The 22,634-nt window shown below is 38.0% G+C and carries 20 protein-coding genes, 1 other RNA gene and 5 pseudogenes; 19 read left to right on the top strand and 7 right to left on the bottom strand.

The window, feature by feature from the left end; translation table 11 throughout:
* Positions 1 to 14: 14 nt before the first annotated feature.
* Positions 15 to 284 carry a hypothetical protein gene (locus tag QFZ73_RS25565; protein WP_251433461.1) on the bottom strand — a complete coding sequence of 90 codons (270 nt, stop codon included), beginning with the start codon at positions 282 to 284 and terminating at the stop codon, positions 15 to 17.
* Positions 285 to 472: 188 nt separating this feature from the next.
* Here QFZ73_RS25565 and QFZ73_RS25560 point away from each other — a divergent pair, with 188 nt between their 5' ends.
* On the top strand, positions 473 to 697 hold the full coding sequence (locus QFZ73_RS25560; protein WP_251433464.1) for a hypothetical protein: 225 nt from the start codon (positions 473 to 475) through the stop codon (positions 695 to 697).
* A 183-nt stretch (positions 698 to 880) separates the two neighbouring features.
* On the opposite strand, the pseudogene QFZ73_RS25555 reads toward QFZ73_RS25560, so the two are convergent.
* A pseudogene (locus QFZ73_RS25555) lies at positions 881 to 1,102 on the bottom strand (IS3 family transposase); the annotation flags it as partial.
* Positions 1,103 to 2,077: 975 nt separating this feature from the next.
* Here QFZ73_RS25555 and QFZ73_RS29045 point away from each other — a divergent pair.
* Positions 2,078 to 2,284, top strand: a pseudogene (locus QFZ73_RS29045) (recombinase family protein); the annotation flags it as partial.
* A gap of 246 nt (positions 2,285 to 2,530) precedes the next feature.
* Here the strand turns inward: QFZ73_RS29045 and QFZ73_RS25550 are convergent.
* Positions 2,531 to 3,592 (bottom strand): DUF3900 domain-containing protein, encoded by a 1,062-nt coding sequence (locus QFZ73_RS25550; protein ID WP_307272197.1) that lies wholly within the window; start codon positions 3,590 to 3,592, stop codon positions 2,531 to 2,533.
* Positions 3,593 to 4,099: 507 nt separating this feature from the next.
* Here QFZ73_RS25550 and bcaP point away from each other — a divergent pair.
* The 4 genes and pseudogenes from bcaP (at position 4,100) to QFZ73_RS25530 (ending at position 7,246) form a co-directional block, all read left to right on the top strand.
* Positions 4,100 to 5,500: a branched-chain amino acid transporter BcaP gene (gene bcaP, locus QFZ73_RS25545; RefSeq protein ID WP_307272195.1), complete on the top strand. Its 1,401-nt coding sequence runs from the start codon at positions 4,100 to 4,102 to the stop codon at positions 5,498 to 5,500.
* 449 nt (positions 5,501 to 5,949) lie between these two features.
* Positions 5,950 to 6,698, top strand: a pseudogene (locus QFZ73_RS25540) (protoglobin domain-containing protein).
* A gap of 18 nt (positions 6,699 to 6,716) precedes the next feature.
* Positions 6,717 to 7,088 (top strand): methyl-accepting chemotaxis protein, encoded by a 372-nt coding sequence (locus QFZ73_RS25535; RefSeq protein WP_307272193.1) that lies wholly within the window; start codon positions 6,717 to 6,719, stop codon positions 7,086 to 7,088.
* An 8-nt stretch (positions 7,089 to 7,096) separates the two neighbouring features.
* Positions 7,097 to 7,246, top strand: a complete 150-nt coding sequence (locus QFZ73_RS25530) for a hypothetical protein (protein ID WP_251433533.1) — start codon at positions 7,097 to 7,099, stop codon at positions 7,244 to 7,246.
* A gap of 332 nt (positions 7,247 to 7,578) precedes the next feature.
* On the opposite strand, the gene tatA is transcribed toward QFZ73_RS25530, so the two are convergent.
* Positions 7,579 to 7,785, bottom strand: a complete 207-nt coding sequence (gene tatA / locus QFZ73_RS25525; RefSeq protein WP_251433535.1) for a twin-arginine translocase TatA/TatE family subunit — start codon at positions 7,783 to 7,785, stop codon at positions 7,579 to 7,581.
* A gap of 364 nt (positions 7,786 to 8,149) precedes the next feature.
* Here tatA and ssrS point away from each other — a divergent pair.
* From ssrS to QFZ73_RS25490, 7 genes are all read left to right on the top strand, one after another.
* Positions 8,150 to 8,337, top strand: a non-coding RNA gene (gene ssrS, locus QFZ73_RS25520) — 6S RNA.
* A 285-nt stretch (positions 8,338 to 8,622) separates the two neighbouring features.
* Positions 8,623 to 9,324, top strand: a complete 702-nt coding sequence (locus QFZ73_RS25515) for an MFS transporter (RefSeq protein WP_307272190.1) — start codon at positions 8,623 to 8,625, stop codon at positions 9,322 to 9,324.
* Positions 9,321 to 9,992: an MFS transporter gene (locus QFZ73_RS25510; protein WP_307272188.1), complete on the top strand. Its 672-nt coding sequence runs from the start codon at positions 9,321 to 9,323 to the stop codon at positions 9,990 to 9,992. The genes QFZ73_RS25515 and QFZ73_RS25510 overlap by 4 nt, the downstream gene beginning before the upstream one ends.
* A gap of 312 nt (positions 9,993 to 10,304) precedes the next feature.
* Positions 10,305 to 10,493, top strand: coding sequence for a hypothetical protein (locus QFZ73_RS25505; protein WP_241588640.1), 189 nt, complete (start codon positions 10,305 to 10,307; stop codon positions 10,491 to 10,493).
* 65 nt (positions 10,494 to 10,558) lie between these two features.
* Positions 10,559 to 10,798, top strand: coding sequence for a hypothetical protein (locus QFZ73_RS25500; RefSeq protein ID WP_307272185.1), 240 nt, complete (start codon positions 10,559 to 10,561; stop codon positions 10,796 to 10,798).
* A gap of 270 nt (positions 10,799 to 11,068) precedes the next feature.
* Complete coding sequence (locus tag QFZ73_RS25495; RefSeq protein ID WP_373458974.1) at positions 11,069 to 11,497, top strand: MFS transporter; 429 nt, start codon at positions 11,069 to 11,071, stop codon at positions 11,495 to 11,497.
* A gap of 118 nt (positions 11,498 to 11,615) precedes the next feature.
* Entirely contained in the window at positions 11,616 to 12,173 is a 558-nt protein-coding gene (locus tag QFZ73_RS25490; RefSeq protein ID WP_307272181.1) for an MFS transporter, read from the top strand.
* 110 nt (positions 12,174 to 12,283) lie between these two features.
* Here the strand turns inward: QFZ73_RS25490 and QFZ73_RS25485 are convergent, their stop codons facing one another.
* The gene (locus QFZ73_RS25485; protein WP_251433549.1) at positions 12,284 to 12,610 is read right to left on the bottom strand and encodes a YnfA family protein; all 327 of its coding nucleotides are present in this window, start codon (positions 12,608 to 12,610) and stop codon (positions 12,284 to 12,286) included.
* A gap of 526 nt (positions 12,611 to 13,136) precedes the next feature.
* On the opposite strand from QFZ73_RS25485, the gene QFZ73_RS25480 reads away from it, so the two are divergent.
* The 5 genes and pseudogenes from QFZ73_RS25480 (at position 13,137) to QFZ73_RS25460 (ending at position 19,541) form a co-directional block, all read left to right on the top strand.
* A complete protein-coding gene (locus QFZ73_RS25480; protein WP_307272178.1) occupies positions 13,137 to 14,801 on the top strand; it encodes an amidohydrolase in 1,665 nt (554 codons plus the stop codon).
* A gap of 101 nt (positions 14,802 to 14,902) precedes the next feature.
* Positions 14,903 to 15,124 carry a DUF3311 domain-containing protein gene (locus QFZ73_RS25475; RefSeq protein WP_307272176.1) on the top strand — a complete coding sequence of 74 codons (222 nt, stop codon included), beginning with the start codon at positions 14,903 to 14,905 and terminating at the stop codon, positions 15,122 to 15,124.
* Positions 15,125 to 15,141: 17 nt separating this feature from the next.
* The gene (locus tag QFZ73_RS25470; RefSeq protein WP_307272174.1) at positions 15,142 to 16,608 is read left to right on the top strand and encodes a sodium:solute symporter family protein; all 1,467 of its coding nucleotides are present in this window, start codon (positions 15,142 to 15,144) and stop codon (positions 16,606 to 16,608) included.
* 323 nt (positions 16,609 to 16,931) lie between these two features.
* Positions 16,932 to 17,885: a DMT family transporter gene (locus QFZ73_RS25465; RefSeq protein ID WP_307272171.1), complete on the top strand. Its 954-nt coding sequence runs from the start codon at positions 16,932 to 16,934 to the stop codon at positions 17,883 to 17,885.
* A 308-nt stretch (positions 17,886 to 18,193) separates the two neighbouring features.
* Positions 18,194 to 19,541: pseudogene (locus tag QFZ73_RS25460) on the top strand (IS1182 family transposase).
* A gap of 141 nt (positions 19,542 to 19,682) precedes the next feature.
* Here QFZ73_RS25460 and QFZ73_RS25455 read toward each other — a convergent pair.
* Positions 19,683 to 20,768, bottom strand: a complete 1,086-nt coding sequence (locus tag QFZ73_RS25455) for an MBL fold metallo-hydrolase (RefSeq protein ID WP_307272169.1) — start codon at positions 20,766 to 20,768, stop codon at positions 19,683 to 19,685.
* A gap of 320 nt (positions 20,769 to 21,088) precedes the next feature.
* On the opposite strand from QFZ73_RS25455, the gene QFZ73_RS25450 reads away from it, so the two are divergent.
* Positions 21,089 to 21,730, top strand: coding sequence for a type II toxin-antitoxin system SpoIISA family toxin (locus tag QFZ73_RS25450; protein WP_307273059.1), 642 nt, complete (start codon positions 21,089 to 21,091; stop codon positions 21,728 to 21,730).
* A gap of 413 nt (positions 21,731 to 22,143) precedes the next feature.
* Here QFZ73_RS25450 and QFZ73_RS29040 read toward each other — a convergent pair.
* A pseudogene (locus QFZ73_RS29040) lies at positions 22,144 to 22,554 on the bottom strand (diguanylate cyclase).
* Positions 22,555 to 22,634 lie beyond the last annotated feature (80 nt).

Genomic DNA, 22,634 nt, shown 5'->3' with positions numbered 1-22,634 from the left:
ATGTGTCCATGAAACTATACTAACTCCAGAGTGCTTTTTTGTGCCTTATTTAATACTTCTTTATTCTTATTAATGAAAACTTTATTTCTTAATATCATTTCTTTATTATTAAGCTCATCATTCAGTTCGGTAGTATTGTCCAGTTTCTCTAGAAGTGAGACTATTGATGGCATTGCTAATAATTCATGGAAAGCTATGTTTGTTTTAGTAGATAAGATTTTTAGCTCAGTAAGTTGACGAGGAGATAAAAAAGACTCAAATGGTTGCCTTTCATTTATTTCCATGATTGTACCCTCCATATGATGAATTATTAATTTGTAATTTAATTATAAAATAGATAAGTTCAATAAATGTATTAATCATGTAAAGATTTGATGAATTGCAGAATAAAGGAGGGATTTGAGTAATCGGGTGTTTTTATTTGCAGGAAATCATCACCTTTTATAGAACTGTTAGTAAAGGAGATGGTAAAATGAGTTGGAATAAAGAAGATCTAAGTCAATATAATTTTGCGGATTCACCATGGTTTATCGTGTCTACTAATGGAAAAGTAGATATAGGAATCCAACAAGGTTTTGGAGATACAAAAATTGGATTACAGCCTGAGGGAATGTATAAATTGGTTCATGAATGGCTTAAAAGTAATCATGATTTAAGTTCTGATCAAAAGAATACATTAATAGAACAATTAAAATAAAAAAAAACGGAAGTAATCAATATGTTAGATCCAGGAGTTGTTGGAAGCAAACATATTGATCGAGGTACAGTTACATACTAAATAAAGAATTTGAAGGCACCTATTCATTGGGTGCTTTTTATTTTGGAGAAATAACGAGAACACTACTTAACGCATTGATTATTGTGGATTGTCAATACTTAACTAGACAACTTTCTTAAGGTGTTCAAGTTTATACTCAATCGGACTTAAATAGCCAAGTGTTCCATGAATACGAATATGATTAAACCAATGAATATAGTCCTGTAGTTCTCTTGTCAGATTGATTAGCGTTTCGAAATGACGACCCTTAACGAACTCCGTTTTGATGATTTTGAATGTAGCTTCAGCTACGGCATTGTCGTACGGGCAGCCCTTCATACTTAAGGGGGAGAGCAATTTTGGCTTTTCAAGGTGACTGGGCTTTTTGTGAAAAATGTTACGGGTTGTTTTATAACGGATACGAATATAAAGGAAAGTGCCCTGCCGGAGGTGACCACAATCAGCCACAAACAGGAATGGGATATAATTACTTGCTAGATCATAGTGTCCCTAGTAACCAATATTCTCAACCTCAATGGGAGTTCTGTGTAAAGTGTCATGGGATGTTTTTTAACGGATATTCAGGGGGGCACTGCCCCAAGGGCGGTAAACATGAGCGCGCCACCACCCCACGGTGTAAATTACGCTTGCGGATGGCCGCCTAATCCGAGTGTGTGCCCAGGTTATTGAGTGATCGGGAATCCAGTGATTAGATTAATGGCATTTTCCTAAAGGCTCACCTTTAATCTATTTTTGTTACCTTTTTCCTATCCGTTTAACAATTTCCGTCTTAAATTAAACTGCTTACTAAGTGAAAACCTTTACAATCTCTATAATATACTTAACATAAATATCTTTTAGTCTTTAAAGCATTCATTAACAATTTGGCCCTTAAATGGAATACCATTACTGGCGTTTTTTAAACAACTTTAACGTAAATGTAACAACTTTATTGTCATTCAATAGTAGGCTAGTTTGGATGAATAATCCACCGACAATAGGGGCGATGATACGGAAACCATAACTCACGCTATACAATCGATCATTGAAGTTGGCTATCTAGTTTGATTGTTATTTTTAACTTTTAAACTAAGGTAGCCAACTTTGCTCCAAGCCGTTTTCCATTCTCTGCTGCCATCGTGCATTTGCAGGACAACCTAGTCAAGTGAAAAATACTGAATAAAAGATTATAAAACAATGAATACTTGTTATGGGTTGATTACATTCACTGTTTACAAATATATGCCTGTTTCGTACAATTTGAAAATTTAAGGAAAATTTGTAGGAGTGATTTAGTGAAAGTCGCTATTAAGGGTATCGACAGATAAAAAAGAACAAAAGCTATCGTTTCAATCTCAGAGTGAGTACTATACACAAAATTGTTCGGAAAAAGGCTATGATTTGTACCATATATACGCAGATGAAGGGATAACAGGGACTAAAAAGGATCGAAAAGAATTCATAAACATGATGTTAGAGGCTGTTTGGATGTGGAACGGAATTGTAGCTAAATATACAAAACTTTAAATGGTCAAATTTATTATTGCGTTGATTGCTGTTGGGTTAATTGGAGTAAGTCAAGTTGATTACAAACATAGTGCTGATCCGGGAACAGGCCCAAGACAAAGAAGATAACCTTATCTAATTGAAGAAAAATAAAAAATAGGCAGTCACAAAGACCGCCATTTTCGGGATACAACACAGGTACAGTGTGACTCTAGAGTCACGTTCCGAGTCACAAATGATCATATTTTCTTGTAACTCAGGCTATCATCAACTTTTATTTATGATTTTTTCAATTAGTACTTGCAAATCATCCGGCCTATGAAACTCAATCGGTGAAACACCTTTATCGAATTCTATTGTATCGGATTCTATCAATAATACATACTTCCCGTTAATCTTCCCTAAATGGACACTGTCGCCAAAATCGGCTAACAGTCCTTTGACCGATGTACTGCCAAGCCTCATCCGCAGTTCGGCTTCAGGTGTATGCTCGACAATCTGGGCTGTGGCTTCGACGACCTGATAGGTTTCAAGGCGTTCCTGGATTTCACGCTTATCGCTGGTTTCCCAGATTTCCAGGTCTTGTTCGAATTTGTGCAATTCGTCACTGTTTTCTTCGAATTGAGCGGATACATGCTCATGGACCATATGGATGACCTGGTTTTTCATGATTTCCGGCATCGATTCGCCATATTCTACGAACTTCAGGAAATCCTCGAAGTAGCGAGCATGTGAGGCCTGATGGATTTTCAGTTCGCCTTCTTCAACCATTCCTTCTTCGGGCATGTATGGGTATTGAATGGATTTCATATTTTTCGTGGTGATTGCCATTTCAACGTGCCTGATCAAGGTTCGTTCATCCGAAATCGAAGCAACCTTTGGCTCGAAATCACATTTTAATAAGAAAACGAATGGTTCATCAAGATATTTCGATAATTTAGCCGATGCGATTATGAAGACACCGCCACGGACGGCACTTGTATCAATATAGGACCGCGTGAATTGTTCATTTTCCTCTTGGAATTCTTCTTTCGTTTTTGCATATCGAACACGGTTAAATACATTGTAATTAGGGTTGGAATCAAGTGCATGTCCTTCTTCGACAATAAAAGAACCGATTTTCGTCGGTATTTGTTCAGTTTTTGGATGACGGTCCACTTTTCGTTTGGAAATCTTCATCAATTCCCCATCCAAAAAGTCCTTTAGAGGACTTTCCTCGTATTCTTGGGTATCGAGAGTTTGGAAATGTTTAAAACGCTTATCAGCCTGATCGCCTTTTCCTTCGACTTGGATTAGATAAAAAGACAGATAGGTAATCGTAAAATCCATGAATGTCACCTTCTTCAATTATTAAGCATAATTCCCATACTTTTTTTAAGACTTAATAAGTATAGTGATGTACTTTGATTCCGTCAAACTATTGGTGCATGAATGATCAGAATAATATTGGAGTATTATTTCATAATAATACATATAAAAAAATAAATAATGATTCTCTATAGAATTAAAAATATTAGAACTTTTATAAGAACAATTTACAGGAATACAGGAGACACTCCAATATCTATTATTAAGATAATGAATTGTTGATCGATCATTCATTATTAAAGATGGATGATTATGTTGAATGATAAAGTTTTCGTTCCAAATAAGTTTTAAAAAATAGAATTTTACAATAATAAATCATTGACGATGAAAAGGGTAATACGTATAATTTAAAAGTCAGATAATTCAGGGATTATAGAAATTTGTCGAAATTTCTCTGATATAAATAGTAAGTGAATTTATTTGTCTGTAGTTTTCAGAATAGTTTATGAAATTTATGGAGGAGAGAACATGAGTATTTTTAGAAAGAAGTCCATTGAGGACTTGTTGAAAAACGCAGGTTCCGGCGATAAGGGATTGAAACGGGAACTAGGTGCTTGGGATTTAACGATGCTAGGAATTGGAGCGATTATTGGGACTGGCATTTTTGTATTAACAGGTACTGGTGCCGTGAATGCTGGTCCTGCACTTTCATTATCGTTCGTCATTGCTGGACTTGCCTGTTTATTCGCTGCACTTTCTTATGCAGAATTTGCAGCTTCCGTGCCGGTATCCGGTTCGACTTATACGTATGCTTATGCAACTCTAGGTGAATTCGCCGCTTGGATAATCGGTTGGGATTTAATCCTTGAATACTTATTGGCTGTTAGTGCCGTATCGGCCGGGTGGTCGGGCTATTTCCAATCATTTTTAAGTGGATTCGGGATTAACTTTCCGGAGAAATTAACGGCAGCACCGGGTTCGGTCGAAGGTGTCACGACTTATATGAACTTGCCAGCCTTTTTGATAGTCATGGCGATTACCTTTTTGATTTCCATAGGTACGAAACAAACGACTAGAATCAATAATATAATGGTCGTTATTAAAGTGTTGGTTGTCTTGCTGTTCATCGTTTCTTCTATTTATTATGTCAAACCGGAAAACTGGCAGCCATTCATGCCATTTGGAATCGATGGGGTATTTTCAACCGCCGCATTAATGTTCTTTGCCTTCATCGGCTTTGATGCAGTTGCATCTGCTGCTGAAGAAACAATAAATCCAGGAAAGAATTTACCACGCGGAATCCTCGGTTCATTGGTCATTTGTGTTGTGCTTTATATGATCGTAAGTTTAATCATGACAGGTGTGGTACCGTATGCACAATTCAGCAAGGCTCTTGACCACCCGATTTCCTTGGTCTTGCAAAGCGCCGGACAAAATTGGGTTGCAGGGATTATCGATCTAGGTGCCTTCCTCGGAATGACAACGGTGATCTTGGTTATGTTGTATGGACAAACCCGAATCATGTTTGCGATGTCACGTGATGGGCTGATGCCAAAATCCTTATCAAAACTTCATAAAAAATATAAAACACCTTATGCGGCTTCATGGATATTTGGTTTGATAGCGGCCTTATTGGGAGCATTCATACCTCTTGGTGAATTGGCTGAGTTGGTCAACATTGGAACATTGACTGCGTTTACGATGATTTCCGTAGCGGTCATCGTTTTACGGAAAACAAGACCGGATATGAAACGTGCTTTTTATTGTCCGGCTGTACCGCTCGTTCCAGGGCTAGCAATCGTTTTTTGCGTATTCTTGATGATACAACTAGGGAGTCTTACATGGATGAGGTTCTTGATCTGGATGGCTATCGGAGTTGTCATTTATTTCACTTACTCCCGTAAGAAGTCCAATCTAAATCAGCAGTAAAAATAATCATTGAAAAAGACACTCTCCGGAGAGTGTCAGTTTGACGACAAAAGGAGGTTCGGACCCGAACCAAGATTTTAACTTAGTTATCCTTTATGTTTTAAACTGTAATATATGAATGAAACTCTCACTAGAAGAAATATGCGACACTCCTGCCGAATGCCTGGCTAGCCGAGACCCCACAGGAGCTTGCTTTGATGAGGCTTGGCAGACAGTCGGCGGAAAGGGTGCGGATTTCTGAAATCAAATCGAACAAAAAATTGTAGGCAAACTGGCTCTTCTCCAATTTGTTTACTGTCTGAACACTCTCTGGAGTGTTTTTTTGTTTGGACATAAATAGTTCAAAAGTCTTGTGTGAAAGGAGAAAATTCATCAAAGTGAATTAAGATTAACAGACTATATGTCGAAATAGTATATATGGGTAGAAAAAATTGTAGGGCAATTCAATCATGAAAAGTATATGGAGAAATAAACAAAGGATAAATTCAATAGATTATATGCAATATAAAGGACAAGTCGGTATCAATATCACGGAATATCCGAGCGTATTGAATCAAGTGGACATGATTCATTTGACGATCGGGGATTTGTGCATAATTCGTTCTTTACAGGAACAAGTGAAAGAACATTTGACCCAAATTGTAGAGAATTTCTATAAAAATCTGGAAAATGAATCCTCTTTAATGAAAATCATTTCGGACAATAGTACAGTTGATAGGTTGAAAAAGACACTGCATCGTCATATGTTCGAAATGTTTAGCGGAACCAATGATGATACGTATATTAAACAGCACAAGTACACCTGCGAATTGGACTGCAGCCAAAATGGTATATGAGTGCTTTTCAGGATTTATTGCAATCATTAATCTTTCATGTGATTTCCAATATAAAAAATATTGAACACTATCAAGAAAACATTCTGGCTGTCACTAAAATTTTTAATTTAGAGCAGCAAATAGTTTTAGCGGCATATGAACTTGAAAATGAGAAGATTCGCCAAAAAAACCTAGCAGAAAAAGAAACGATTAAACTACAGGTCAACCATAATGCAGAGGAATTGGCAGCAATCAGTCAAGAGATTAGTTCAGCAACTCAATTAATGGCAAATAAGGTAGGCGAAATTCATGATTTCACTCAAAAGGGGTCAGAGATTGCAATACATACAGAGGGAAAATCAAATGAGAGAGTCGAACTGTAACGGGGATTAGAGAAAAGATTGGTAAAAACGCAGGAGCAAATGACGATCATCTCAAAAGATATGGATCAGCTATCCAATACTTCAAAGGAAATTGAACGAATTGTCACGATGATCACTTCAATTGCAGAGCAAACGAATTTGTTGGCGTTGAACGCAGCAATTGAAGCGGCAAGAGCTGGTGAAAATGGTAAAGGATTTGCAGTTGTGGCTGGTGAGATAAGGAAGCTTTCAGAAAATACCAAGGAATCAGTTTCGGAAGTAGTGAAACTGGTTAATGGAATTGCTCATTTTACCAATATCATGAACACATCAAATTCCATGGTTAGCGGGGAAATTACTAAAGGCACGAAAAAAGGAAAAGTAACTGGCATATTTTTTTTACTGATATAGCAAAGTCCATGCTTTCTGTTAAAGAGCAGAATATTAAGATCACCAAAGAAATGACAGAGCTGAATGATATATTCGATGAGATTAATGAAGCGTTCAATCAAGTGGCCGTTTCCTCGGATCAATTGACTCAATTGACTCAATTGACGATGAACTTGTAATGAAGTTAAACGGTTTTGTTGAAAGAACACCTTATTGGGCTCAATCATATTTTAATAAACAACTCGATAGAATATTTCTAAATAGCCCAAAAGCTGTTTATAGAATAAGATAAACTTTGAAAAAGTAAGGATTAAAATCAATTCCAAGGGATGCCGTTAACAGGCTGCTCAATAAATAACTTGATATAATATAGGTTTAATGTTATATTAATAAAGCGATGAGCTAATTTGTGTAAGTCGAAGAACATGCTTTTAGCTAAACGTCGGGATGTGGCCTGACGGTTCTGCGCCACAAACGCATCAAAGACGCCTGCTGCGTGCAGGCGTCTTTTTCATTTTATTGATTCTTTTCTTGCAGCTTGTACGTCATCTTTGAATTCCTCTTGTACTTCTTCTGTTATTCCCTTGGTTGCATCCTTAAACTCCCTAAGCGAGGTGCCGACTGCCCGTCCGATTTGAGGTAGCTTGTTCGGTCCAAAAACAATTAAAGCTAAAAGAAGGATTAAAATTAAACCGGGAAAACCAATGTTTGAAAGCATAACTAGTCACTCCAATCAAATCTGTTAGTTAATATTATAGACTCCTTCCATGTATTTGCAAATGATATTTAGGATATATTATAGAGTTCAACATCCGATGATCCATGCAAGACAAACACTTTCAATTCCGTCCCACTTTTATCTTGCACATTCTATCTAAAAATATTTACTTACCCAAGCATGCTATTCCTTAATAAGATATCAATGAAAGCGGGGAAGAAAGTGAAATCAGAGTGCCGCCATTAGTTTTGCCGTTCGGGCATGTAACAAATTGGCTACACCTGATTAATTTGTGGCATGAAATTTTTTGTTGCTTGGGAATGATTAAACTTGCAAGATTGAAGATATTTCGGTATTATAACTATACAAGCTGCGTTGTTCGTAATGATAATTAAGTTTTAACCTTTAAGCTGTAATAGGGAGTTTTACATCGAGACAGGAATGTTATGCCTCGTCACTGACTTGGACAACAGGATTGTTTCTGCAAACACCCACTTTGAGGAGTGGTGGTTTAAAACTTTCTTACTTGAATACGGCAATTGCGGCTTACTACTTTAATAATTAGAAACCAGTTCCGACAGGGACTGGTTTTTTGTTGTTTTACGCATGTTCGGAACGTTGTATATAACGATAGCATCAGAAAACATATTAAGATATTTATGAAGATTATATGAAAGTTTTTATTGAAATATCAGATAATTAGCATTTATAATAATAATTAGATAACTCGGTTCACTATTTGTATAAAATTATGGTGAGTCGATGTTTTTTAAAGAATTGCGTAAGCGCTATCATTTTGATGGAAGTACTGCAGTCATCTAGAGAGGAGAAAATTTTATGGCTAAAATAAATACGACCGAGGTAATTAGCAACAGTAAGTTCAATCGCTTTCATTTTGGATTGCTGGCATGGTGTTTTATCATTATCCTTTTTGATGGATATGACCTCGTCGTTTACGGAACGGTAGTACCGGTATTGACGGAGGAGTGGAACCTTACTTCCGTGGAAGCGGGGGCTATGGGCAGCTATGGACTATTTGGAATGATGTTCGGGGCCATCTTCTTTGGTACTTTAGCAGATCGGATTGGAAGAAAAAATGTAATTGCGATTTCACTGATTTTATTTAGTTTATTTACGCTATTATGTGGATTTGCGAACACGCCTACCATGTTTTCGACTTTCCGATTTCTAGCGGGATTAGGGCTAGGGGGAATCATGCCGAACGTCATTGCCTTATTGACGGACTATGCACCAAAAACGATGCGGAGCATGGTCGTTTCAATCGTTTTGTGCGGTTACTCATTCGGAGGGATGCTTGCCCCTATACTTGGTATCTTGCTTATGCCTTCACTAGGCTGGGAATCAATATTCTGGTTTGCAGGAATACCACTGTTATTTTTACCCTTCATGATGAAGCGTTTACCAGAGGCTTCGACGCATCTGATCAGAATTGGCAGAAAAGAAGAATTGATCAGGATATTATCCAAGGTCAGTCCGGAAAGTAAATTCGACATCAAGGATGAAATTGTTGAAGAGTGAAAAAAACAGATACGAATATGCCAATTCTAGGATTGTTTAAGGATTCCCGTGCTCTAAGCACACTGATGTTCTGGATCGCCTTTTTCATGTGCCTGTTGATGGTATATGGATTGAATACATGGCTACCAAAGTTAATGATCGAGGCAGGGTATGCACTGAATTCAAGCTTAGGTTTCTTGATCGTTCTTCAAGGTGGCGCTATAGTAGGCACGCTTATCATCGCTAAACTTTGTGACCGTTACGGATCCAAGAAAATGCTTGTGCCGCTGTATGCGCTTGGCGCAGTCAGTTTGACGCTATTGGGAATGGGAGGAAGCTCCTTTGTGATATACACATTGGTAGCGATTGCAGGAGCCTGCACCATTGGTGCCCAAAACCTTGTACAAGCCTATGTCTCCCAGTACTACCCACCAAATATGAGATCGACGGCATTAGGGGTGGCATCTGGAATCGGAAGGATCGGAGGTATGCTCGGACCCATACTAGGCGGATTCTTATTATCAATCTCGCTACCCATCCAAATGAATTTCATTGCCTTCGCCATTCCGGGTCTCATTGCCGCGGTTGCCTTATCATTCGTTCCAGCTAAAATGGCTTATTATAAACATGATCATTCGGAACCAACTGAAGAAGTGGTTGTAGAATCCAATAAAATGAACGTCTTGTGAAACTAAATGCATGAAATGCAGTGCTGGGATACCCTAGCTGCCATTTCATGCATATTTGTTTTATTGGCCTTTTTTGCCGTAGTAATGGGTCTATGTGAAAACTGCAAATTGACAAGAATTAGCGTAAAGATTCTCCGGGAATTGCTTGGCTTGACCTATTCTTGAGAAAAGTTGCTTAAATGTACATAATTTCGCAATACGAGTCACTCTTAATATAAAGAAAAAATGTTAGAATGATGGTACGGATAATTAATTCCTCCTTGATATGGAGCGAACTAGAAATTAATCTCATCTTTTGTGAGGAGTCTTACTTTGAAAATTTTAAAACATGTAATTTTTTGGTTAAGCATTATAGGGACATTATTCTCTATGATTTATTTCTTTGTAGCGGACATTCCGTTATATGTTAAATTGTTAGGCGGAGCCATCATCCTTTATCTTGGTTATGATTTAATAACAGAATCAAGGAAAAGAAAGCGTAAAGAAGCCTTGGAAGCTTAATCCTTATACTTATTAAGAGCCCTCTTATCAAAGAGGGCTTAGTTTGTTGACAAAAGGGGTTCGGAATGGTCTCATCCCGAATCCCTTTCACGATTTTATCGAAGGAATTATTACCCAAGTATAAAAATAAAACTAGGTTGTCCTTCATGTATTTTTACTTTTCTATAGATGAAGCCCTCACTAGATTGAAGAAATATGCGACACTCCTGCCGAATAACTGGCTTGCCGAGACCCCGCAGACGCTTGCTGCGAGGAGGCTTGGCAGTCAGTCGGCGGAAAGGGAGCGTATTTCTGAAATCAACTGAAACGTTATGAAGAAAAAAATTGTAGGTAAGCTGGCTTTTCGCGAGTTTGTTTAAATCTGAAGCCCTCTTTGATAAGAGGGTTTTTTTGTTGATTAATTGGGCTAATCGACTTTGATTATTGACAATATTCTAAAAAATAGGTTAATATATAGTGAACTTAGTTCTATATATGTATAATTCGTCTTTGTGACTACAATATCAGTTGTCATTAAAAAAATAGAGACATCCTTAAGAATTCGTCAAAAGGAAAAGCAGAAAGAGGGGAAGGAAATGCGCACGATCCAAGTGTCCGAATTGATGGACGAACAAAAATTTAACCGCTTTCATTTACAAATTTCATTATGCTGTATCTTTATCATCATCTGTGACGGGTATGATATGTTCATGCTTGGGACAATCCTGCCATCTTTGATGGCGGAGTGGAGGATAACTGCTGTAGAGGCAGGGTTATTCAGCAGCTATGCTTTGTTTGGAATGATGATAGGAGCGATGGTATTTGGACCGATGGCCGATAAAGTCGGCAGAAAGAAAGTCATTTTGATTTGTACGGTCATTTTTTCCGTATTTACATTTACTTCAGGTTTTGCCGCTGAGCCAACTTCTTTTGGAATACAACGTTTTATTGCAGGACTAGGCTTGGGAGGAGTCATGCCGAACTTTGGTTGGCGGGCAGTGGTTGGCTTGGTGCGCTCCCATTAATCTTCATGCCCATATTATATAAATTGTTGCCCGAGTCAATAAATTATTTCATGACAAAAACAAGAAAAGCAAATTGGTGAACGTTCTGAATCAAGTAAATGTAGACGGGCAATACACCATGATTGATCATTATGTCCTTCAGGAGCAACTCAAAAGTGAAATGAAAGGGTTTCCAGTAAAACAGTTATTCAAAAATGGGAGGACTCTAAGCACCCTTATGTTCTGGATTTCATTTTTCATGTGTTTGTTCGTAATGTATGGCTATAGTACATGGCTTCCAAAAATCATGGGAGGGGCAGGATATGAATTAGATTCAAGCCTGACATTCTTAGTCGTATTGAACCTTGGAGCAGTTTTTGGAGCTATCGTTGGAGGGAAGCTTGCAGATAGATATGGTTCCAGGATTCTGGTTACTTTCTTGGTCATTGGATTCATTACCCTTACGATGCTGAGCTTCAAGCCAAACATGATCATGCTTTATATACTGATTTGCCATTGCAGGAGGTACGACAACAGGTACACAAATCGTAACGAATGCATATGTATCCTAGTATTATCCAAATGGAATCCATTCTACAGGTGTCGGCATTGGGTATCGGCAGAATTGGCGATTTGTTTCATTCAGGATAATTTCAGCAATATGACCGCAAACAGGCAGGAAAAGAAATTGATATAATGTACAGCCTAGCTGAATCACTTTATTAAAATGTTCAGACGAAGATTGACCAAACAACAAGTGGAGAATTTGGCAAAAGAAATAAAGGGACTTATGCCCTTTAATTTCTTTTACTGTCTAGGGCCCCATATAATGACCGAAACCCCGACCAAACAGATTACAGCTCCAATCCAATCATATAAATCAGGGGTTTTCTTATCGATGCACCATCCCCATAAAACCGATAAAACAATGAAAACCCCGCCATATGCAGCATATACACGTCCAAAGCTAGGGAACGTTTGGAAAGTTGCAATGATGCCGTATAACACCAACCCGAAACCTCCGGCTAAACCTAGATAAATGGATTTACCTTCTCTTAACCAAAGCCAAATAAGGTAGCCGCCACCAATTTCCGCTAAACCAGCCATAAGGAAAATTACAGTAGTAACTAACATATATGTACACCTCGCTTCCTCGTTGAATTTTATCATATATGAAACTATAAATGATCATACTTTACAGAGTTGTTACTAACTAATGTTAACTGGAGCATCACTGTTAAGCATGAAAATGATCCTTCACTAAAAGGATATTGTTATAAGGTCGTTTGTGCTGATCTGGTGTCCTTCTATTTATTTAGATAGAAGTTATAAATTATAGATTAACCATCTTACACTTATAGAGTTTAAGCAGGATAAGATTAAAATATATATGGCGGAATATTCTGACTTTTGATTGACTTTTTTAAACGCTGTGTGTATCATTCATTATGAAGTGGTACTGACGTTATGACGAGTTTTTATACCTGAGGTGTCATTACGTATAGTGGAGGAGTGGTATTACACCTAATTTCTGATGAGCGGATTATGAACTATTTTCGAAAGATAAAAGAGAAAATTTAACGTTTAAATAAATGTGGAAACGAAAGTACTTCTTTTATCACTATTTAATTCTGAATAACTCTTTAAAGGAGGCATTTTTATGGTTCACGTGGATCTCTTGATAACGAACGCAAACGTTTTGACATTAGATAAAAAAAGTCGAATTGGAGGTTCTGTAGCAGTAAGTAATGGAATCATCATAGGAGTCTGGATTGAATCGGAACCACCTCGCGTGTCCATTGAATATACCAGCCGGACACAAGTTATCAATTTAAAAGGCGCAACATTGCTTCCTGGCTTTATCGACACCCACAACCATTTATTGATGTATTCCCAGTTTCGAAAACAAGCAAACTGCAGCTCACCCTTTAACCAAAACATTGAAGAAATACAAGCCCGCCTTCTTTCTATGGCTGAACAAACTGAAAAAGGGAATTGGATTTTAGGTTTTGGGTATGATGATACTCTATTAAAAGAACAAAGGCATCCAACCCGGGCTGAATTGGATGCAGTTGTACCAGCTCATCCCGTTTTTATCAGGCATGTTTCCGCACACTTCGGAGTGGTAAACTCTGCAGCTCTTAAAATGGCAGGAATTGATGAAACTGTTTTGGACCCTCCTGGTGGACATCTAGGCCGGGATAGTTCAGGACGGCTGAATGGTATTTTATATGAGCTGCCTGCCATGAATTTGGTTGAAACGAAGATCCCGGCACCCTCTGTGGGTTTATTAATTTCACTATTAAGCGAAGGCTCGAAGGAGTACTTAGAAAAAGGCATCACTACAAATACTGATGCCGGTGTAGGGTTGAATATGGGCATAGTTGAACTAGAAGCCCATATTCAAGCAATGGCAGAAAGAAAAAATCCATTGCGGATGCAATTAATGATCATGCACAATCTCCTACGGGAAGGAAATGAATTAGGAAAATATACAGCTAGTGAACTTAATATGGAAATTATTGAAAAATCTTACGGGCGTGCTCGTCTGGATAGTGCTAAGTTGTTTCAAGATGGGTCAATTCAAGGATTAACAGCAGCATTGCGGCAGCCATACCATTCTAAACCAAGTGTTTCCGGTGAATTATTACATGAACAAAATGAATTCAATGAAGAAATTCTTGATTTAAACAAAAGGGGTTTTCGCATAACAACACATGGAAACGGCGACAGGGCCATTGGCTCCATTTTAGATGCTTATGAATTTGCATTGAAAAAAAATCCACGTATAGATCACCGCTATCGAATTGAGCATTTGCAAACCGTGACGAAATACGATTTAGAACGAATGATAAAGCTTGGCGTAGCAGGTTCATTTTTCATTAATCACGTTTATTATTGGGGTGATAGGCATAAAAAAATGTTTCTTGGACCTGAAAGAGCCAACGTAATGAACCCCTTAAGAGACGCACTTCATAATAACTTACTATTTACTTTGCATTCTGATTGTCCAGTAACACCTATCTCACCATTATTTTCAGTTTGGGCTGCAGTTAATCGCATTACAATGGGAGGGGAAGTATTAGGGCCGGAACAAAGGATAGACGTAGAGAGTGCACTGCGGTCAATGACGATATGGGGAGCGGAACTTAATTTTGATGAACGGAATACCGGAAGTATTGAAATTGGAAAGAGAGCGGACTTTGTTATTCTTTCAGAAGATCCATTGAAGGTCGACCCATTAGAAATTAAGGATATTCCGGTTCTTGCCACTATTGTGGATGGTATTGTTGTATACCAGAAGGATTGGAGTTTAATATATTGAAACTAAGTTTTAAAAAAATGCTTCCCACTTAGTAATTAAGTAAATAATGCGATAGGTATCGCATTATTAATAACCTAATAAAAGGAAAGGTGGAGAGAATTATGTCTCGCCGAAAATTAGCTGGTATATTCATTGGTGTGGTAATTCCGTATATATCCATTATCGGTATAGTCCCTTTTATTGCGAAACTTGATTTTAGTGTACTGGGAATACCCATCCTTTATTTTTGGGTGTTTATGTGGTTTCCACTAACTAGCCTTTGTCTTTGTATATCTTGGCATATTTATGATCGTCATCAATATAAAAATGAAAAGATGGGGTAGATAAGGAGGAATGGATAATGGCGGCGATTGTGTTTGGATCTATTATACTCTTATCAATTGGAATAGCATTGAACAGTCGAGGTGGAAGAGGGAAAATTGGTGTTGAGGAATATTTAGTTGGGGGCAGATCATTCAGTGGAATATTGCTATTCTTCCTCGCTGTAGGTGAAATTTATAGTATAGGAACGATGATTGGATTTCCAGGAGGAATATACGCCAAAGGTCCGGGATATGGCATCTGGTTTCTAGGTTATATACTCCTTGCTTACCCCATTGGATATTATATAGCTCCTTTAATTTGGAGAGCTGGGAAAAAATATGGAGCAATGACTCTTCCGGATATTTTCAAAGGGCATTATTCCCATAGAGGATTAGAACTAGTAGTGGCAATTTCCGCATTACTCTTCATGATCCCTTGGGGACAGTTGCAATTTGAGGGACTCGTCGTTGCGCTTAACGCCCTAGGTTTTAATTTATCTCCAACACTGTCAGTCTTTGTTTCAGGGTGTTTAGCATTTATTTATATATCGATTTCTGGTGTGAAAGCTCCAGCCTTCATATCTATCCTTAAAGATATAATTATGCTTCTAGCAATCATAATCACTGGGTTAGTGGTTATAAAAGAAATAAATGGAATGTCAAACCTATTCAATTTGGCGAAGCAACATGGGGCGTTGGTTACGATAGACAAATCAGAAGATGTCATTTTTAGTATGACCACTATATTTTTTCAATCATTAGCCTTCTATTGCATGCCGATCATTGTTGCTGTCGTATTCACTAGTAAGTCAGAAGGAACGATTAAGCGAACTCAAAGATTTATGCCATTGTACATGTTGATGTATCCTTTTCTCATTCTAGCTTCATATTTTGCTCTTGTTTCAATACCTAATTTAGATAATCCCAACCATGCCTTCATGGCAACAGTTACAAGCATCCTTCCTCCTTGGGCAGTAGGTTTAGTAGCTGCTGGAGCAGCTCTTTCAGGTATTTTAGTACTTGCTGTAACTAGTTTGGCAGTTGGAGGTTTAGTTTCCAGGAATTTATTAAGTAATGTTCCTGAAAAATCTCAGAGAAAATGGGTCCAAATTATTGTTCTTCTCTATCTGTTGTGTTCGATGGGGTTAACATTGTTGGCGCCAAGCTTGATGCTGAATTTGATTAACACAGCATATTATGGATTTGGGCAATTCCTGCCTGGATTATTATCAATTTTCTTTTTCCGATCAATAAGACCTGCGGGTATTGCAGCAGGCCTCATTACAGGGGATCTGTTCGCCATATGTATGCATTTAGCACAGGTGAATTTCTTTAATATTAATATTGGTTTAATTGCTTTATTGATTAACTTCACAGTTACTTATGCAATTAGTATGTATTTGAAAAGAAAACAGAAAGCACAGACAACTTTTGAAGAACCAATTGCCTACAATAGCATTGAATTAGAAGAAACTTATCCAAAAAACTCTGTCATTGTCGATTAATAATTATTGCTTTTTTACGATATGATGCATTCAGGTTTAATTCAACCATACATTATTGTAATAGGCTTTAACTTGCATAGCACAAAATTCATTCATATTCATCAATTTAATATTATAATTTCTAGCTAGCGAATATTAAAAATGGGAGTAATCCATTTTATGTTCTCCTGTGTTCTAAACCTTGTTGTCTTTTTTGAAATTTCCAATACGTTATATACCCAAAAAAAGACCTGAATTTTTAACTCTAACTTGGATTGCAATACAGATGCAAAGGGTACTATACCTAAATAGGAATATAGTAATCTAGTTGAGGAGTTGCAGCCATGAAATCCCGAACATTTGCATACACGTTAGCGTTATTTCATTCAAGTATTGTCGGCCTATCTTTCTTATTTACGAAAATGGCGATTGCAGAATCGAATCCGCTTGATACTTTGGCGTTCCGGTTCACGGTTTCTTTCGTCATCATTTTATTCCTGGTTGCCGTTAAAGTCATTAAGGTGAACTATTCCTGGGAGTCGTTTAAAAATCTGGTCCCGCTATCCTTATTGTTCCCAACTCTTTTCTTTGCCTTTCAAGCTTTCGGACTTAAGTATTCGCAATCCACCGATGCTGGAATTCTGTCTGCCGTCACCCCAATTCTAACCTTGATGATAGCTGGATATTTCCTGAAGGAGAAAACATCTTTATATCAAAAGCTTTCGATTGTTTTGTCGGTAGTTGGGGTCATTTTCATTTTTGTGATGAAAGGAAGCACCATCAATTTTTCCGACATGCTTGGGATGCTGTTGATCTTGCTATCCTGTATTGCGACTGCCTGTTATACAACGATGACCCGTTCACTTGCCAAGGACCATACACCAGGTGAAATGTCCTTTTTCATGATGGGAACAGGCTTTGTCATTTTTAACGTGGCCGCACTCGTTACCCATTTAAAACAAGGATCGATGGCGGAATTCTTTACACCATGGTCGAGCATGGAATTCATCAGTTCCATTTTGTATTTGGGAATATTGGCATCATTGGTCACCTCGTTATTATCCAATACGATTTTATCTAGAATCAAAGCGTCCCAAATGAGTGTGTTTGCAAATCTTTCCACTGTTGTCACGATTGCAGCAGGAGCTCTCATTCTAAATGAAAAGATTACAATCTACGATATATTGGGGTCGATACTAATCATTTTAGGTGTAATAGGCACGAATTATTTTGGAGTGAAAAAAGAGCATTCAATAAAAGTGAATCTTGAATATAATGAAGGGGAAAATGTGAAATGAATAAAGATGGTCCATCCCATTAGGAATGGACCATTCAGACTGTAGACAAACTCGATGAAAATCGAGTTTGTCTATTTTTATGGCTTGTACAATTTGGACGTTGATTTCCACTCCAGGCACTCGCTTTCCGCGGGCGGTCGGGGAGCCTCCTCGGCTTTCGCCTGCGGGGTCTCCCCTAGACGCGCTTTTCCCGCAGGAGTCTCGTACCTTCCGTTCCAATCAACTTTGTCTTACCTTTTAGATAGAACACTTTTGCCTGGAGTCATTTTTGTTTTAGAATAGAAGTATTAAAACTTGAGGTGATGAGGATGCTTTCTAAACATGATTCTATTCAGCGAGATCAACTTGAAATGATTACTTTAGATCAATTGGTGCCACCGAACCATTTGGTTCGTAAAATGGAGGCTGCCATTGACTTCACTTTCATTTATGACTTGGTGAAAGATATGTATTCAGAGGTAGGACGCCCAAGTATTGATCCAGTTATTTTAGTTAAACTGACTTTCATTCAATATACCTTCGGTATTCGTTCCATGCGTAAAACGATTGAAGAAGTTGAAACCAATATGGCTTACCGTTGGTTCTTAGGCTATGGTTTCCATGATAAAGTACCTCATTTCTCTACGTTCGGGAAAAATTATGAGCGACGCTTTAAAGATACAGACCTATTTGAACAGATTTTCTATCGCATTTTAATGACAGCTGCTAATAAAAAGTTAATAAGTGCTGAACACGTTTTCGTGGATTCCACACATGTGAAAGCCAGTGCGAATAAACGGAAATTTGAAAAGAAAATCGTTCGTAAAGAACACGAGCGTATCAAGGACGTCTTCAAATCAAGATCGTGAAAACCATGGAAAAAAGCCTTTTCCACCAGATAAATTTGATAAAGAAGAGACCAAAGAGATTAAAGAAAGTACAACGGATTCTGAGAGTGGCTACTATGTGAAAGATGAACGAACAAAACAGTTTGCCTATTCATTCCACGCGGCCGCAGACCGCAACGGTTTTGTATTGGGAACGATTGTAACACCTGGAAATACACATGACAGTCAGATCCTAGAGCCACTAGTTGAACAAGTGATTGAGAAAGTTGGAAAACCGGAAGCCGTTGCCGCAGATGCAGCTTATAAAACACCAGCGATTACAAGCTACCTATTTAACAAAGAAATCATACCGGCTTTACCTTATACACGTCCTCGCACCAAAGAAGGATTTTTCCGCAAACAGGACTATGTATACGATGAACATTTTGATTGTTACCTTTGCCCTTCGGGCGAAACTTTAAAGTACTCAACAACAAATAAAGAGGGCTATCGCGAGTACAAATCGCCAAAACAAATTTGTGCAACATGCTCATTTTTATCTCGGTGTACAGAAAGCAAAGACTGTCAAAAAGTGGTGACACGGCATATCTGGCAAACACATGTGGAAGAAGCAGATCATCTGCGTCATCATCAAGATGTAAAACCTATATATGCAAAACGTAAAGAAACGATTGAGCGTGTATTCGCAGATGCAAAAGAAAAGCATGGTATGCGTTGGACTACTTTAAGGGGACTTAAAAAATTGTCGATGCAGGCGATGCTTACTTTCGCTGCCATTAATTTAAAGAAGATGGCCAATTGGACATGGCGAGGTCCAAAAATGGCCTAACATAGTGGGCTCGTAGAGCCCCAATCTCTTAACTTTAGGCGAAAATTCAAAGGGAATTTCAAAAGGGGTTCAGAATTTTTTAATTCTGAACCCCTTTTGTCTACAAACTGGATGGTCCATCCCATTAGGAATGGACCATTTTCATTTCCACCATATAGTTTGAGGGAAATCTGTTGAAGCAATCACTACTGGTTCGCCTATTTGAGGTGTGCAGACCTGGACGCCAAGATCATTGGCCGCTTTGGTTACCCGTTCTATCGGATCTGTCCAGTCATGAAAAGACAATGTGAAACCAGCCCAATGAATGGGGATCATCCGTTGTCCTTGTACGTCGATGTGTGCTTGAACAGTTTCTTCTGGAATCATATGGATGGTTGACCAGCGCTCATCATATTGGCCGCATTCCATTAAAGTCATATCAAAAGGTCCGTATTTTTCGCCGATTTCTTTAAAATGTCTGCCATAGCCACTATCGCCGCTGAAAAATACCTTTTCTTGTTTGCCTTTAATTACCCAAGAACACCATAGTGTCGTATTGCCATCGCGTAAACTTCTTCCAGAAAAATGCCTTGCAGGGGTACAAACAAATTGCAATTCCTTGAATGAAACTTCATCCCACCAATTATGTTCCTGAATCAGTTCTTGTTTAACGCCCCATCTTTCAAGATGTCCACCGACTCCGAGTGGGACTATGAACTGACTGACCTTATCCTTCAATTTCTTTATTGAGAAATAATCCAGATGATCGTAGTGATCATGTGAGAGCAGGACGACATCGATAGGAGGCAGCATATCCAAATCGATAGGCAACTCCCCGCTAAAGCGCTTGTTTCCAAACGAAGGAAAGGGAGTGGGTGCTTTCCCAAACATGGGATCGACTAAAATGGTTTTCCCATCTAACTCCAACATGAATGCAGAATGACCAAACCAGGTGATTATATTGGAATTCGCAGATACAGGTTCTTTTGTTCCAATTACGATTGGACGGTCGGGCCTCCGTTTTGGATTAGCTTTTATGTAATCACGTAAAATGGAACCAGTATGTTTAAGGCTCATCGCTTGACTGGCAGGAATCTGATTTTGGAATTTTCCCTTGGCAAAATTCTCTTTTGTAGTGAAACTTCTCAGTTTTTCTTTATTTGTCCGTCTACCAAGTGGAGGATAGAGGTTTAGGAAAAGTAACAATAATATAAAAGAAGAGATGGTGATCTTAATAATTATCAGCATGATAGGTTCCTCCCGTATTAATCAGACCTTTTCTTAAAACATAGCATATCACAGAATATATAAGGTTATTTACTATGATGCCCCACAAGAAAAATGATAACGATATACCCTTCTGAGAAAAGGCGATGAATGGTGAGAAATAAGATTCATTAACTGTAAACTCACTTTGGGATGACCGTTTTTTCATCTAGTGAAAACTTATGACAAGTGTTTAAGTTTCACCCGTCTTAGGCAGGGAATAGAGGTATACATAATGGATAATATAGAGAGCGGGATAAGGAATGTAGCAGCCGAAGGGTAGGGTGATAAATCGATTGTTAATGTTTTTCAGAGTCTTTGTATGGGTAGTATTTATTGCTTTATTAGCCTATGTCATTCTTTCTTGGAAATATAAAGACAAGGTGAGTAAAAGGATTGAAGCGATTCGAAAAACCTGGTATATCATTTTTATACTGGGAGCATTGATTTATTGGAATTTCTATCCGATGAGCATTTTTAATGAGTGGAAAAATTTCTTGATTATGGCTATCGTATTCATCCTGATTGATATGTTTGTATTCTTGAGCATGTATATATCCAAGATTGGCGATAACGAGCTGTCCTATGCAACAAAAGCCGTTGCAGAAAGTGATAAACTTTTAACGGATAATAGGGAAAAGGTCAAGAATATGTTTCATCTCCTAAAAAAAGAAGGAATACCTGAGTATTATCAAACGAATAAGGAATATTTGGCTTATTTGAGCATTCTCCTACAAGCGTATGCAGCAAAGGAAGGGATGAACGTGAAAATCCTCCCATTCAAAACGGAACAGGACAAGCAATTGGTGATAAATGGGCATCCGAACTTGAATGGCAGTACCATTCGTGCTACATTGGAAAGAGAAGATACGTATTATAATGATGAAGAAAAAATGGCTTTGCAGCCTGTAAGTATTTTGATGGAGACGTGTCAGTTGCCGTAATCAAACCACAGGTAAACATACCCGATGTAGGTTTAAGTCCCCACACTAAAAAAGTGATGAAACAGAACGAACGCATTATCCTGAAACAAAAAGAAAAAGCTGCACGCTTCAGCCGGTTAAAAAACGTTTTATAAGGAAGGGCAGAGGTTTTTCCTTTCCTTATGATATTTAATGGAAAACCCGCATATACTATTCAAAATCAAAGAATAGGAAGGGTCTTTCAGAATATGAACAAAAAACCCGAGAGAGTTAACATCCCGGTCCCCTCCGCTTCACCATCCGAGAAACGGATACATAAGGGAAACGCTGATTTGCTCAAGCTTTTGCAAAAGCTGAAAGCTAAACGTTGGATTTTTTTAAGATAAAAGAAAGCCAGTCTCTAAGGAGAACTGGTTTTTTTATTTTCAGGACAATCACAGTTTGTGGGAGTATTGAATATTCCTACGGCCAGACTCTTTTGCCTTATACATGGAACGGTCCGCTTTTTTCAAAAGTGACTCCATTTCCGTACCATTTTGAGGATAAAAGCTTATTCCTATGCTAGCTGATACCAAATGATCATTTCCATTAACGTGAATGGGCATGGTGATAAATGGTTCAATAATAATTCAGTTTAGCTGAGTTCTTTTCATTAAATCCTCACAATGAGATGGATGTAATAATACAATGAATTCATCACCACCGATTCGAGCCACATGACTACCTTCAGGGACGGATTGCAAAAAACATTCCGCTGCCTTTTTAATAACATCGTCACCAGTATCATGACCAAAGGAATCATTGAAAAATTTAAAATGATCAAGATCGACGTAAAGAAGGGCCATTTCATGTTTGTTTTAACTTTATGATAATCAAAATAATTATAAATGAAGTGCCGATTATAAAGACCTGACAAAGGATCACT

Source organism: Peribacillus sp. V2I11 (assembly GCF_030817135.1).
In the GTDB taxonomy this organism is placed as follows: Bacteria; Bacillota; Bacilli; order Bacillales; family DSM-1321; genus Peribacillus; species Peribacillus simplex.
The sequence above is the reverse complement of the archived record's forward strand: the minus strand, read 5'-3'. Positions and strand labels throughout refer to the sequence as shown.

What these genes read in the sequence shown, in the direction of transcription:
- QFZ73_RS25530 (WP_251433533.1), top strand. Translation starts at nt 7,097, where the DNA reads ATGCTTTCTGTTAAAGAGCAGAATATTAAGATCACCAAAGAAATGACA.
- QFZ73_RS25450 (WP_307273059.1), top strand. Translation starts at nt 21,089, where the DNA reads ATGTTTTTCAGAGTCTTTGTATGGGTAGTATTTATTGCTTTATTAGCC.
- QFZ73_RS25475 (WP_307272176.1), top strand. Translation starts at nt 14,903, where the DNA reads ATGTCTCGCCGAAAATTAGCTGGTATATTCATTGGTGTGGTAATTCCG.
- QFZ73_RS25455 (WP_307272169.1), bottom strand. Translation starts at nt 20,768, where the DNA reads ATGCTGATAATTATTAAGATCACCATCTCTTCTTTTATATTATTGTTA.
- QFZ73_RS25470 (WP_307272174.1), top strand. Translation starts at nt 15,142, where the DNA reads ATGGCGGCGATTGTGTTTGGATCTATTATACTCTTATCAATTGGAATA.
- QFZ73_RS25500 (WP_307272185.1), top strand. Translation starts at nt 10,559, where the DNA reads ATGGTCTCATCCCGAATCCCTTTCACGATTTTATCGAAGGAATTATTA.
- QFZ73_RS25495 (WP_373458974.1), top strand. Translation starts at nt 11,069, where the DNA reads ATGCGCACGATCCAAGTGTCCGAATTGATGGACGAACAAAAATTTAAC.
- QFZ73_RS25480 (WP_307272178.1), top strand. Translation starts at nt 13,137, where the DNA reads ATGGTTCACGTGGATCTCTTGATAACGAACGCAAACGTTTTGACATTA.
- tatA (WP_251433535.1), bottom strand. Translation starts at nt 7,785, where the DNA reads ATGCTTTCAAACATTGGTTTTCCCGGTTTAATTTTAATCCTTCTTTTA.
- QFZ73_RS25550 (WP_307272197.1), bottom strand. Translation starts at nt 3,592, where the DNA reads ATGGATTTTACGATTACCTATCTGTCTTTTTATCTAATCCAAGTCGAA.
- QFZ73_RS25485 (WP_251433549.1), bottom strand. Translation starts at nt 12,610, where the DNA reads ATGTTAGTTACTACTGTAATTTTCCTTATGGCTGGTTTAGCGGAAATT.
- QFZ73_RS25560 (WP_251433464.1), top strand. Translation starts at nt 473, where the DNA reads ATGAGTTGGAATAAAGAAGATCTAAGTCAATATAATTTTGCGGATTCA.
- bcaP (WP_307272195.1), top strand. Translation starts at nt 4,100, where the DNA reads ATGAGTATTTTTAGAAAGAAGTCCATTGAGGACTTGTTGAAAAACGCA.
- QFZ73_RS25565 (WP_251433461.1), bottom strand. Translation starts at nt 284, where the DNA reads ATGGAAATAAATGAAAGGCAACCATTTGAGTCTTTTTTATCTCCTCGT.
- QFZ73_RS25515 (WP_307272190.1), top strand. Translation starts at nt 8,623, where the DNA reads ATGGCTAAAATAAATACGACCGAGGTAATTAGCAACAGTAAGTTCAAT.
- QFZ73_RS25490 (WP_307272181.1), top strand. Translation starts at nt 11,616, where the DNA reads ATGATTGATCATTATGTCCTTCAGGAGCAACTCAAAAGTGAAATGAAA.
- QFZ73_RS25465 (WP_307272171.1), top strand. Translation starts at nt 16,932, where the DNA reads ATGAAATCCCGAACATTTGCATACACGTTAGCGTTATTTCATTCAAGT.